General features: G+C 62.7%; 11 protein-coding genes. 7 read left to right on the forward strand and 4 right to left on the reverse strand.

What is annotated here, in order from left to right; genetic code table 11:
• Positions 1–80: 80 nt before the first annotated feature.
• From HF684_RS02300 to HF684_RS02325, 6 genes are all read left to right on the forward strand, one after another.
• Positions 81–1,046, forward strand: coding sequence for an inositol monophosphatase family protein (locus tag HF684_RS02300; protein ID WP_169251176.1), 966 nt, complete (start codon positions 81–83; stop codon positions 1,044–1,046).
• A 162-nt stretch (positions 1,047–1,208) separates the two neighbouring features.
• Positions 1,209–2,198, forward strand: coding sequence for an ABC transporter substrate-binding protein (locus HF684_RS02305; RefSeq protein WP_169251177.1), 990 nt, complete (start codon positions 1,209–1,211; stop codon positions 2,196–2,198).
• Positions 2,198–3,304: an iron chelate uptake ABC transporter family permease subunit gene (locus HF684_RS02310; protein ID WP_169251178.1), complete on the forward strand. Its 1,107-nt coding sequence runs from the start codon at positions 2,198–2,200 to the stop codon at positions 3,302–3,304. Before HF684_RS02305 ends, HF684_RS02310 begins: the two co-directional genes overlap by 1 nt.
• Positions 3,305–4,552, forward strand: a complete 1,248-nt coding sequence (locus HF684_RS02315; RefSeq protein WP_248279084.1) for an iron chelate uptake ABC transporter family permease subunit — start codon at positions 3,305–3,307, stop codon at positions 4,550–4,552.
• The gene (locus HF684_RS02320) at positions 4,549–5,304 is read left to right on the forward strand and encodes an ATP-binding cassette domain-containing protein (protein WP_169251179.1); all 756 of its coding nucleotides are present in this window, start codon (positions 4,549–4,551) and stop codon (positions 5,302–5,304) included. Before HF684_RS02315 ends, HF684_RS02320 begins: the two co-directional genes overlap by 4 nt.
• Positions 5,305–5,727: 423 nt before the next feature.
• On the forward strand, positions 5,728–7,224 hold the full coding sequence (locus HF684_RS02325) for an amino acid permease (RefSeq protein ID WP_169251180.1): 1,497 nt from the start codon (positions 5,728–5,730) through the stop codon (positions 7,222–7,224).
• A gap of 155 nt (positions 7,225–7,379) precedes the next feature.
• Here HF684_RS02325 and HF684_RS02330 read toward each other — a convergent pair whose 3' ends face one another.
• From HF684_RS02330 to HF684_RS02345, 4 genes are all read right to left on the reverse strand, one after another.
• Positions 7,380–8,096: a cache domain-containing protein gene (locus HF684_RS02330; RefSeq protein WP_169251181.1), complete on the reverse strand. Its 717-nt coding sequence runs from the start codon at positions 8,094–8,096 to the stop codon at positions 7,380–7,382.
• Positions 8,097–8,107: 11 nt separating this feature from the next.
• Entirely contained in the window at positions 8,108–8,872 is a 765-nt protein-coding gene (locus HF684_RS02335) for an FCD domain-containing protein (RefSeq protein WP_169251182.1), read from the reverse strand.
• Positions 8,873–8,978: 106 nt separating this feature from the next.
• Positions 8,979–9,431, reverse strand: a complete 453-nt coding sequence (locus HF684_RS02340) for a flavodoxin domain-containing protein (RefSeq protein WP_169251183.1) — start codon at positions 9,429–9,431, stop codon at positions 8,979–8,981.
• On the reverse strand, positions 9,428–10,771 hold the full coding sequence (locus tag HF684_RS02345) for an FAD-dependent oxidoreductase (protein ID WP_169251184.1): 1,344 nt from the start codon (positions 10,769–10,771) through the stop codon (positions 9,428–9,430). Before HF684_RS02345 ends, HF684_RS02340 begins: the two co-directional genes overlap by 4 nt.
• Before the next feature lie 402 nt (positions 10,772–11,173).
• Between HF684_RS02345 and HF684_RS02350 the strand changes: the two genes are divergently transcribed.
• Positions 11,174–12,382, forward strand: a complete 1,209-nt coding sequence (locus HF684_RS02350; protein ID WP_169251185.1) for a cytochrome P450 — start codon at positions 11,174–11,176, stop codon at positions 12,380–12,382.
• Positions 12,383–12,473 lie beyond the last annotated feature (91 nt).

A 12,473-nucleotide genomic window follows, 5' to 3' on the forward strand; every position in this document is an offset into this window, starting at 1 on the left:
CAAGGTGCGGAACCGGGTGGTTCCCGGCCTGTCGGCGGACACTCGGGCGAGGGGTGCGACGGGTTGTCTAGAGTGGCCGTATGAACTCCGAGCTCGAATCCCTGCCCGCTGAGATCGTCGACGACTCTCTGATCCGCATCGCCTCCGACCTCTCACTCATGGCGTGGGAGCAGATGCTCGCCTGGAGGCCGCTGCTCGGCGCGAGCCTCGACGCCAGTGTCGTCGACACGAAGACCTCGCCGAACGACCTCGTCACTCGCGCGGACGCGCAGATCGAGGCGCTCGTGCGCGGCTACCTCAACCGAGTCAGGCCCCGCGACCTCATGGTCGGCGAAGAGGGGGCGGAAGCCCTCGACCCGGTCGAATTCTTCCCCGCGGATTTCCTGCTGGGGCTCAACGCTTTCGAGCCGGAGACCGGTGCACTCAATGAGATCGCGGACGACGGCCGGCGACTGGAATGGCATATCGACCCGATCGACGGCACCGTCAACTATGTCCGCAACATCGAACACCACGCCTTCTCCGTCGGCGTCTGCGCGGTCGCAGATGAGAACGACGCCGGCCTCGGACTCGGCGACTGGCAGATCGGACTCGTCGCCTCGCCCGGGCTGGACGCCACATGGCTGGCGGCCGCGGGCCTAGGCGCCTTTCGGATCGACGGGCGTCTGGTCGACCACCGCGAGGCAGGTGCCGCCATTCCGGCGCGACGACTGCGCGGGACGCCGCCCGGGCTGTCCGGCAGGCTCCTGGCAACGGGGTTCGCGTATGCCCTGAGCAACCGCGGCGCCCAATTGGCCAAGCTCGAGAGCCTCATGACCGGATACGACGACATCCGTCGCTGCGGCTCGGCCGCACTCGATCTGTGCATGGTCGCCGAAGGCCGAGTCAACGGCTACGCCGAACGCGGCCTGGGCATCTACGACTACGCCGGTGGGGCGGTCATCGTCGAAGAGGCCGGACTCAAGGTCAGCCGCGGAGGATCCGGCGGCCCGACAGCCGCCGCCGACACCCAGGACGAGGTCGACAGACTCATCGCCGCCATCTGACCAGGGCGCAGCGAAGCCCGCCGTACGCCCGCCCGATCCCACTTCAAGTGTGATGCAGATAACGTCACACTTCTTTGACTTTATTTTCGAAGCATAGGCTAAGCTTACTTTCAGTGTGTGCACACGCTCTTCTCATACGTTCATTCCTGAAAGTGGGACCCCATGGTTTCGACTCGCCTTCAACTGAGCGCCCTGGCAGGCGTCGTCGCTCTCACCCTGGCAGGCTGCGGCTCTGCCGACTCCGATTCGGCGCAGGCCGATGACTCCGGCTCGACGATCGAGGTCGAGGACAACAACGGCAAGCAGACCGTCGCCTCCCCGCCGCAGTCCGTCGTCGCCACCGACAATCGCACCTTCCAGACCCTCAGCGACTGGGGCATCGAACTCAGCGGCGGCGCCGTCTCCCTGATGAGCGATGACCTCGACTACACCCAGGACGACTCGATCCTCGACCTCGGCAACCACCGCGAACCCGACCTCGAGAAGGTCGTCGAGGCTGGGCCCGATCTCATCGTCAACGGTCAGCGATTCGCCCAGTTCCACGACGATCTGGCCAAGCTCGCTCCCGACGCGACGGTGCTCGAACTCGATCCCCGCGACGGTGAGGACTTCGACGCCGAACTGCGCCGCCAGACCGAGGTGCTCGGCGAGGTCTTCGGCAAGCAAGACGAGGCGAAGGAGCTCGTCGACGACTTCGATGCCTCCATCGAACGTGCTCAGACCGCCTACGACGACAGCGACAAGGTGATGGGCCTGATCACGTCCGCCGGCGACATCGGCTACGCCGCACCATCGGTCGGCCGCACCGTCGGTCCCGTCTTCGACATCCTCGATCTCGACCCGGCCCTCGAGGTCGAAGAGGGCAGCGAAGACCACCAGGGCGACGACATCTCCGTCGAAGCCATCGCGAAGTCGAACCCCGACCTCATGATCGTCCTCGACCGCGACGCCTCCTTCGCCCCAGAGGACCGCGACGAAGGTTCGGCCCCGGCCGCCGAAGTTCTCGAAGACTCCGAAGCGCTGAAGGATGTCCCTGCGATCAAGGACGACAAGATCGTCTACTTCCCCGAGGACACCTACCTCAACGAAGGCATCCAGACGTACACCGAATTCTTCAACGACTTCGCCGACAAGCTCGAAGACCAGAAGTGATGACCCTCGCCGAGGCGGCCCGCCGTCGGAACGAAGCCCGACGCAACCGGACGGCTGAGTCCCCACAGGGAACGGCCGACCCGTCCCCGGCCGGGACGGCGGTTCTGTCCCCCAGCGGGACGGAAGTCTCGCCCCCACGTGGGGCCGCCTCGGCGAAGGCACCATTGTTCGGATGGCCGCTTCTGCTGGGCATCCTCGGGGTTGCCATCCTCCTCGCGATCTCGCTGCTCACCGGCGTCTATGATGTCTTCGGCGGCGACGGCGGGGCGGAGATGTTCCAGATCACGCGGATCCCGCGCACGATCGCCCTCGTCCTGGCCGGTGCCGCCATGGCGATGTGCGGACTGGTCATGCAGCTGCTGACCCAGAACCGCTTCGTCGAACCGACGACGACCGGCATCACCGAATGGGCGGGGCTGGGCCTCATGCTCACCGTCATCATCTACCCCGACGCCTCGATCGTGGCGCGGATGGTCGGTGCGATCATCGCCGCGTTCGTCGGCACCCTCGTCTTCTTCGTCTTCCTCCGCCGCGTCTCTCTGAAATCCTCGCTCATCGTGCCCATCGTCGGCATCATGCTCGGCGCCGTCGTCGGCGCCGTCTCGACATTCATCGCGGTGCAGACGGATATGCTGCAGTCGCTGGGCATCTGGTTCGCCGGCAGCTTCACCTCGATCCTGCGCGGACAGTACGAGACCCTGTGGATCGTCGCGGCCGTCGTCGTGGCCATCTTCATCCTCGCCGATCGCTTCACCGTGGCCGGACTCGGCAAGGAGATCGCCACCAACGTCGGCCTCAACTACAACCAGATCCTGCTGCTGGGCACCGTGTTCGTGGCGATTGCGACCGGAGTGGTCACCGTCGTCGTCGGCAACCTGCCGTTCCTCGGCCTCATCGTGCCCAACATCGTCTCGCTCATCCGCGGCGACGACCTGCGCTCGAACCTGCCCTGGGTGTGCCTGCTCGGCATCGCGATCGTCACCGTCTGCGACCTCATCGGCAGGATCATCGTCATGCCCTTCGAAGTGCCCGTCTCCCTCATCCTCGGCGTCGTCGGCGCAGCCGTGTTCGTCGCCCTGCTGCTGCGTCAGCGGAAGGTCGGGTGAGTGCCGATGCGCGCGAAGGACGAATCCCCGGTCGACACCGGCACCGAGGCGGCCGACCCGACCGCGGCCACCGACGTTCCCGGCACGGATCGTGCCGCCGTCACTGACGTAACGGACCAGGATCGTTCCACCGTCACCGAGGCGGTTGACCGAGATCGTTCCGCCGTCACTGACCTGACCGGCACGGATCGTGCCGGTGCGGACGCACGGGTCGTTCGGCCGCCTCGGCGAGGGTCTTCACCCGCTCAGCGGCCGTCGGGTCCGCTGCCGACGGCGAAGTCCGTGCGGCGGTACTGGACGATGATCACCGTGCTGGCGGTCGCCTCGGCGGGGATCGCTCTGGGCATCCTGGCTTGGGACAATCCGATGCCGATCACGGACCCCGGGTTCTGGCTGATCGCGGAGCTGCGGCTGACGAACCTCGTCGTCATCGCCCTGGTCGCGCTGTGCCAGTCGTTCGGCACGGTCGCCTTCCAGACGGTGACGAACAACCGGATCATCACGCCCTCGATCATGGGATTCGAATCCCTCTACGTGGCGATCCAGACCTCGGCGATGTACTTCTTCGGGGTCACGGCGATCGTCGAGCTCAAGGGACTCGTGCCCTTCGTCGTCCAACTCATTCTCATGGTCGGGCTGTCGCTGGCGCTCTACGGGTGGCTGCTGTCGGGGCGGCATTCCTCGGTGGCGCTCATGCTGCTCATCGGCGTGGTCATCGGCGGCGGACTCGGATCGGTGGCGACATTCATGCAGCGGACGCTGACGCCGAGCGAGTTCGACATCCTCTCCGCACGCCTGTTCGGGTCGATCTCGAATTCGGATTCGAGCTACCTGCCGGTGTCGATCCCACTGTGTGTGCTGGCCTGCCTCGGGCTCTACCTCTGTTCCTCACGCCTGAATGTGATGGCGCTGGGGCGGGACATGACGAGCAATCTGGGGCTCAACTTCAAGGGCGAGCTGCTCAAGGTCCTCTTCTTCGTCTCCATCCTCATGGCGGTGTCCGTGTCGATGATCGGACCGATGATCTTCCTCGGCTTCCTCGTCGCGATGCTCGCCTACCAGTTCGCCGACACCTATGACCACAAGCGTCTCTTCCCGATGGCCGCCCTCCTCGGGTTCGTCGTCCTCGGTGGGGCGTACTTCGTCATGAAGAACATCTTCTACGCCGAGGGGGTCGTGTCGATCATCATCGAGATCGTCGGCGGCGGCGCCTTCCTGCTCGTCATCCTGCGAAAGGGGCGCCTGTGATCACGCTCGAATCGGTCCGCAAATCCTACGACGACGAGGTCTCGATCGGGCCAGTCGACCTGCAGATCTCGGCCGGGGGAGTCACCGCCCTGGTCGGGCCGAACGGTGCGGGGAAGTCGACGTTGCTGACGATGATCGGGCGGCTGCTCGGGATGGATTCCGGTGCGATCTCGGTGGCCGGTTTCGATGTGTCGTCGACGAAGTCCAAGGACCTGGCGAAGATCGTATCCATACTGCGGCAGGAGAACCACTTCATCACTCGGCTGACGATCCGCCAGCTCGTCGGCTTCGGTCGCTTCCCGCATTCGAAGGGACGCCTGACGGCTGCCGATGAGGAGATCATCTCGCAGGCGATCGACTTCCTCGAGCTCGGTGAGCTGGAGAACCGATTCATCGACGAACTCTCCGGCGGGCAACGGCAGCGCGCCTACGTGGCGATGGTGCTGGCACAGGACACCGATTACGTGCTGCTTGATGAGCCGTTGAACAACCTCGATATGAAGCGATCGGTGCAGATGATGCAGCACCTGCGCCGGGCCGCCGCCGAGATGGGCAGGACCATCGTCATCGTCCTCCACGACATCAACTTCGCCGGTCACTACGCCGACCACATCTGTGCGGTCAAAGACGGTGCGGTGGTCGAGTTCGGCACGCCCGAGGAGATCATGACCGGCGAAGTGCTGTCCCGGGTGTTCGACACCCCCGTCGACGTCATCGACGGTCCTCGAGGCCCGCTGGCGGTGTATTTCTGAGGCGTCACGGACGATGCGGCTGACGCTGTCGGCCTCGCAGAGGAGCCGGTGAGTGGTCCGTGTCACAAATGTTGCCAAGAACCTGTTGCTTAAACATCTAGAATTGATAGTATTCTGATGACCCGTCGGGCGTACCACCGAAGATCCGCCCGCTCAGAGAGACCTCGAAGCCGTGACATTTCAAGGGGGAGACGTTCAACTTCAGGCTTTTCGGGGCAATTCACTTTGCGCTCGCGGTTTGTCCAATTCGACGTCCAGGGCGTTTAAAGAAACAGTTACATAGGTTTTAGTTCAGCGAACCTTGCCCTGTCGGCATTTCGCGCCCGTCAGCGCCGGCCACGTCGAATACGTGGTGCGAACGGACTGCTGCCGGACCGAACGCCGCGGTAGGCGAGTTTCGACTCCAAAGAAGGAATCGGGAGCATGGACACTCACTCACCACTCGACCCCGTTGTGGGCAGCGATGCTTACCACGAGGGCGGAGATTTCAAACGAGATATGGGATTCTGGGGCAACCTTGCCCTCGGATTCACCTATCTGTCGCCTGTCGTCGGCGTGTATGCGACTTTCGCCGCCTCAATGGCACTGGCCGGCCCGCCGGCATTCTGGATGCTGATCCTAGCCGGAGCCGGACAGCTTCTTGTGGCCACCGTCTTCGGCGAAGTGGTCTCCCAGTACCCGATCGCCGGCGGAATCTACCCCTGGAACAAACATCTGTGGGGGAAGAAGTGGGGGTGGATGAGCGGCTGGATCTACATGATCGCCATCAACGTCACCATCGCCTCGGTGGCCTACGGGGCCGGACCTTTCCTCGGTGCCCTCCTGGGCATCGAGATGTCCCCGATCGCAAACGTCCTGCTGGCGCTGTTCATCATTCTCCTCGCCACCATCGCCAACCTGTGCGGGACGAAGTTCCTCGCCAATGTCGCCTTCGTCGGCTTCGTCGTCGAGATCTTCGCGACCGCGGCGATCGGCGTATGGCTGCTGCTTACCGTACGCAAGCATGACCTTTCGGTTCTGTTCCAGGACTTCCGCCCGGCAGATATTCAGGATCAGACGCCCTTCGCGCTCGCTTTCATCGGTGCCGCGATCATGGGCATCTACCTCTACTACGGCTTCGAAGCCAATGGCGACGTCGCCGAGGAGGTGCGCAACCCCGGTCGAATAATCCCCAAGGCGATGCGGATGACGATCTACGTCGGCGGCCTCGCTTCGATGTTCATCGCGCTCGGCCTGATTCTGGCCGTGGGCAGCTTCGAGGACATCATCAACGGGACGATCCCGGACCCGATCACCGTCATCTTCCTCGAGGCGTTCGGCCCGGTGGGCTTCAAACTGGTGATGGCGGTCGTCCTCGTATCGTTCCTGTCCTGCACGATCTCCCTGCAGGCGGCCGCCTCGCGCCTGATGTACTCGATGGGTCGCGACAATCAGCTTCCGTTCTCGCATCTGCTGGCGAAATTCAGTCGGACTCGTGCAGTTCCTCCGTATGCTCTCATTGTCGCCGGTGCGATCCCGTCGGCCGTCATCCTCATCTCGCTGCTGAGCGAGAACGCGCTCCTGGCGATCATCTCCTTCGCCTCCTTCGGAATCTACCTGGCGTTCGCCTCTGTGGTGTTCGCTTCGATCAGGGCACGAGTGAAGGGATGGAAGCCCAGCGGAGAATTCACGATGGGCCGATGGGGCTGGCTGATTTCGATCACCGCTCTGACCTATCAGATCTTCGCCATGATCATCGTTGTGTGGCCGGTGTCGGATGTTCCCTGGTACGACGCGTGGATCGTGGGTCTCATGTCGTTGGCCGTCGTCGGAATCGGTGCACTGTACCTGTTCATCTCTCACCCCGAGCGCCGCGGGAGAATCGGGGGAGACGCCACTTCGTTCGCGCATGCGGTACCCGAGACGACGAAGCTCGGCTGAGCCGACGGGTTCCTGAGCCGGCGCGGCGAATCATCGGAGCGGCCTCTGTCATCACGACAGGGGCCGCTCTCGGCGTTCTTCACGTTCCGGTCTGATCAGCCACCAGTTCGTTGGTACGCCAACCCGGCCGTCTGTCAGGCAACGGCGTCGTCGGCTCAGCTCTCGTCGTCGCGATAGAGCAGACTGAGATCCACACCCGCCACCTCCAGCGGAAGCCGCGAAAATCCCGGAGGCATCACGGCGATGCGCACCCCGGTGCTCAGCTCTCCCGAGTTTCCGACGAGGACCTGATTGTGTCGGCTGAGCAGCGCTGCCCCATGACCGAGTGGTGCAAGCATCCGAATCAGCTGCGATTCGACGTCATTCATGAGGATGTCGATTCCTGCTACCCCGACCCTGCGGTCGCCGACGTGGCACGGAACGGTGAGCGTGACGATATAGTCATCAACCCCGAGGTGATCGATATACGGGCCTGCCAGGGTCCTCGTCCCGGCGTTGAAGCCGCCTTCGAACCACTCGAGGTATTCATAGTCATAGAATCGGTCCGAGCTGCGATCGAGGATGAAATCTCTGCGCGCGATGTCATCGCCGTCGGTGATCCACCATTCGATTCGTGCCGTTGACGGCTCGAGAAGATCGAGCTTGAAGATGAGCCCGGCACCGTCGAAACCGGAATGAGCTCCAAGGAAATCAGCGACATCGACGCCCAGGGCGGCGCGAGCCTTCCGTCCGACCTCGAACGGCGGTTCCCCAGCGAAGTCCGCGGTGAGATGGGCGCTGAGCTTCCTTTCGAGATCCTCGAGTCCGTGGAACAAGCCATCTGCCCAGGCCGAGATCTCACGTGCTGCGTCACGCACTGTCGCGTTGGTCATGTTGCTCCTACTTACTCCACAGTCAGTGGGTCAGCACCGTTGGATTCAATGGTCAGCTTAACGTCGATGAGACTGTAGACGGTCTTTCTGATATTGGCCTCGACTGCACGCTCGGCGCGTTCGATATCGTGTGCGGCGACAGCTTCGACGATCTCGGCGTTGTCCGCTAGGACTTCGCTCTTCTGAGCGGCAGCGCCGGCGGGGGACCATTTCAGGGCCAGGATCTCACTCTGCAGGCGCATGGACGCGCGCAGCAGCCTCGGAGATTGGGAGACGACACCCAGCTGAGTATGGAATCGGGAATCGGCGGCCGAGCATTCTGCCAGAGTCGATGCCTCGTCGAGCCGCTGGGCGGCATGACGGAGTTCGCTGATGGCTTGCGAGTGGGCTCGTTGGCAGGCCAGGCGGGCAATGCCTGTGGCGATGGCCGTGTGCTCATCGCCGTAGTCGCGGTAGGCCACGATCGACAGGCTCGCAAGGTAGGTGCTGATCTGTTCGTCCGAGGGGAAAGGGACCCTGACGATGAAGGTCCCACCGCCGCGGCCACGACGAGTCTCGACGATGCCCTTGTCTCGCAGCAGGGCAAGACTCTTCCGCAATGTCGCCACGGCGACATTGAATTCCCCAGCCAGTTCGATCTCGGCAGGCAGGCGCTCGCCGACGGAGATCGATCCGAGGGAGATCGCCGAGACGATCTGATCTGCCAGGGCGTCGCCATAGCCGAACGGTCCGCTTGATCCGTGAGAAGCAAGCACATACCTGAATGCCTGGCTCAACAGTCCTGCACCTCCTGAGGTTGCTTCGCCTGGCTCGATCCTACCGTCTGGACGTGGTCGTCCAGACGACTGCGGCGACTGTTTCAGGGGTGCGGCCGCCGTCGCCTCAGGCGTCGGCAGCGGCGACGACTGCAGGCAGCCACTCGAGAGCGACATCGCTCGGCAGATCCCAGGAAGACGCGTCGTGGCGGCCGTACTCGCCGACCCGTTCTGCGCCGAGTTCGGTGAAGCGGCGGTCGATGTGCTCGCTGCCCTGGGAGTAGGTCTCTTCGTAGAAACTGTCACCGAGGCCGAACATCGCGTAGCGGACTCCGGTCAGGTCTCCCTCGAACGTCGAGAACTTCTCGAAGAAGTCCTGCGCGGTGTTCGGCAGTTCGCCGTCGCCGTGTGTTGAGCACACGACGATGTAGAAGCTCTCCGGTGTGATGGACTCAGGTTCGAAGTCCTGCAGATCGAAGACTTCGGCGGACTGTCCATCGGCATTGATCTTGTCCGAGAGGTCCTGAGCGATGAGCTCGGAGTTTCCCGACTCGGTTCCATAGAGGACGACGATGTTCATGACTGTCCTTTCACCATTGAGTGCGTAGGTGCGGTCTGTGGGGCGGTACTGCCGTTCGTTCTGAGATCCTCGACTGCTTCGAGCATCTCGGCATGGGTTCTGAATTTCGTGCGGGTTCGCGCCGGTTCGGCATTGGCGACTTCGGCTGCATCGATCTGCTGCCAATCGGCGAAGCTCACAGCCTGTGCGCGAACTGATTCTGGCAGAGCTTCGAAGCCGCCGGGGTCGTCTTCGACCGGGCACCTGCCGGACTCGACATCGGCGATGATCTCCTTCGCGACCTGGTGAGCGTCGGCCCGATTGGCCGGGATCGCTCCTACCGGGCCGCGCTTGAGCCAGCCTGCGCGGTAGAGTCCGCACTCGAGCCGTCCGGGTCCGTCAGACGGGGCGAAGTCGTATTCTTCTGCATAGTGCCAGTGGCCTGGCGCGTTGACGTCGAAGCCGATGGCCGAGATGACGGTGTCGGCACGAATGGAGCCCGTCACTCCGGCGGGAGCCTCTGCGAGGTGAACCGACTCGACATGGTCTGTGCCCACGATGCGAGAAGGAGTGGCACCGAAGACGAAGCGGACCTGCGCCCGGGCCTCATCGGGTTCGATGGCCGTGAGGTCTGCGAAAGCCGCCTCGCGTTTGAGGCCGAGAGTATTGTCTTCGGCCGCAGACGAGGAATTGGCGACCGAGAAGGCGACGCCTGGGATCTTTCCGAGTTCGCGCACCATCGCCACATCGGCCTTGGCTGAAGCGATCGGAGAACGACTGAGCACCGTGATCTCGCGGGCGGGTCTTTCGAGATAAGTGCCGAGCGCCTCTGGGCTGACGTCGCTGTCGACATAGTCCGAAGCGGTCTTGATGAGGAAGCGCACTATATCGAGAGCGACATTGCCGGCTCCGACGACGACGACTCGTTCGCCGATCGCTGGCATCGGCAGATTCGGACGGGGCACGGTGTTGAGCGCGTTGACGATGTCGCCGGAGACCAGAACTCCATCCAAGTGGGAGCCCGGGACCGTTAATGCACGATCGCGCCAGCGTCCCGTGGCAAGGACGACGATGTCGAACACGCCTTTGAGTTCAGCGAGACTGATGTCGCTTCCGACTTCGACATTTCCGGCGAAGCGGAAGTCATCGGATCCGAAATTGCGATCGAACTGCCGAGTCACGGCTTTCGTGTGCTGATGATCGGCGGCGACTCCATAGCGGATCAGTCCGTACGGCGCTGCGAGTCGATCGAAAATCGTGATCTCTGTATCTTTCCAGTGCCGTCTGAGCGCCTGGGCAGTGAAGCATCCTCCGGGCCCGCTCCCGACGACCGCGATGCGGCGAGGTGTCTGGGCATTCATTGTTCGGCCTCCATTGGTCGACGATTTCTCCGTTGAACCGCGGTGCTCGACCGCAAGTCGTCGTGATCGCTGTATTTGTCAGCGTCGGCGGGGCCGAGGCTCCTGACAGCGATCGGGGACAGAAATCAATAACATCTGTTTTTCAATCATTGCGGATCGATGAGGATTCGGCAACCCTGGTTCGCTGACTTTGTGCCGCCGGTCGGCTCGCCTGCCGCGCATCAAAGCTGCTGTGTACGCGTGATTGTGGCGATAGGTGAGCAAAATCTGCCGGAGCGGAAATTGCTGTGGAGGTCTTGCGAGATCGAATCCGCTGTGATTTGATTCATAGAGATAATTCATTCATAACTGAATGTTTAGTGCAAGCGTAGATCAACGAGGATTCGCGGGAGTGTGAACACGATGACCACCACGGTCGATACAGCAGAGATTCCGTATCTGGATATCTCAGATCCGGCCTTTGCTATGGCCTCCGAGCAGGTGCGGAACGCACGAGAGCAGTCATGGATCGCTAAGACCAACTATGGTTTTGCCGTCCTGCGCTATGACGAGGTCGCTGCACTGCTCAAAGATCAGAAGCTGTCGCAGGGCAGCGCGCGGTGGCCTGAACACCACGGGGTCCACTCGGGCGCGTTCCACGAGTGGTGGAGCAAGAATCTGCTCGTCCTTGAAAGTGATGAGCACCACCGAATCCGGCGGCTGCTCAACCCCGCGTTCTCGCCCTCGATGGCGCGCAAGCTCGAGCCGGAGTTCGCCGAGATCGCCGAGGATCTCATTGCCGACTTCGCGCACAAGGGCGAATGCGATTTCGTGCGCGATTTCGCTGAACCCTTCGCGACACGGGCACTGTGCGCGATGATGGGTCTTGACCACAAACACTGGCCGTTCATCGCCTCCCGCGCGAACACTGTCGGCTACGCTCTGTCGGTCGAAGTCAAGGAGAAGATCGACGAAGTCGACCAGGCTGTTCGCGAACTGTATGCCTTTGTCGAAGACCTCATCGAAGAACGTCGCGCCGAGCCCGGTCAGGACGTCGTGTCGCGACTGGTCCAATTCAGCGAATCGGGAGACAAGCTGGATGCCGAAGAGCTCAGAAATGCGCTGGTGCTCATGCTCTTCGGCGGTATGGACACCACACGCAATCAGCTCGGCCTGGCAATCCAGACATTCATCCGGAATCCGGATCAGTGGGAGAACCTGGCGCAGCAGCCTGAGCTGGCCAAGTCTGCGCTCGAGGAAGTGCTGCGCGTCAATCCGACGACCAGGTGGGTGACGCGGGAAGTCATCGAGGACTTCGAGTTCCAAGGAGTGCACTTCGAAGCCGGCACCACGGTGCATCTTTTCACTCACAGTTCCGGGACCGATGAACGCGCTTACCCCGATCCGAACATCGACATCACGGCTGAAGACAGGAAGCCCCATTTCACTTTCGGCGGCGGAATCCATCACTGCCTGGGTCACTACATCGCCCGGGCCGATATGAGTCAGGCGCTGCCTCTGCTGGCAGCCAGGATCACCAATCTCGCCTGCCCCGGCGGCGACTCCTGGCTGCCGGACTCCGGCAACACCGGACCGATCAGTCTGCCGCTGACGTTCGACGTCCGCAGCTGAACTCAGACACCCACCCGTCCCTATTCGAGAAGAGTCTCGGCTCATCACGGACCGCACACTACTTCGGCATCAGCCGAACTCAGAACCCGGC

It is taken from the genome of Brevibacterium sp. 'Marine' (assembly GCF_012844365.1).
In the GTDB taxonomy this organism is placed as follows: domain Bacteria; phylum Actinomycetota; class Actinomycetes; order Actinomycetales; family Brevibacteriaceae; genus Brevibacterium.

Excerpts from the sequence above, each read along its gene's own strand:
- HF684_RS02345 (WP_169251184.1), bottom strand. The coding sequence starts at position 10,771 with ATGAATGCCCAGACACCTCGCCGCATCGCGGTCGTCGGGAGCGGGCCC.
- HF684_RS02350 (WP_169251185.1), top strand. The coding sequence starts at position 11,174 with ATGACCACCACGGTCGATACAGCAGAGATTCCGTATCTGGATATCTCA.
- HF684_RS02310 (WP_169251178.1), top strand. The coding sequence starts at position 2,198 with ATGACCCTCGCCGAGGCGGCCCGCCGTCGGAACGAAGCCCGACGCAAC.
- HF684_RS02300 (WP_169251176.1), top strand. The coding sequence starts at position 81 with ATGAACTCCGAGCTCGAATCCCTGCCCGCTGAGATCGTCGACGACTCT.
- HF684_RS02340 (WP_169251183.1), bottom strand. The coding sequence starts at position 9,431 with ATGAACATCGTCGTCCTCTATGGAACCGAGTCGGGAAACTCCGAGCTC.
- HF684_RS02330 (WP_169251181.1), bottom strand. The coding sequence starts at position 8,096 with ATGACCAACGCGACAGTGCGTGACGCAGCACGTGAGATCTCGGCCTGG.
- HF684_RS02325 (WP_169251180.1), top strand. The coding sequence starts at position 5,728 with ATGGACACTCACTCACCACTCGACCCCGTTGTGGGCAGCGATGCTTAC.
- HF684_RS02305 (WP_169251177.1), top strand. The coding sequence starts at position 1,209 with ATGGTTTCGACTCGCCTTCAACTGAGCGCCCTGGCAGGCGTCGTCGCT.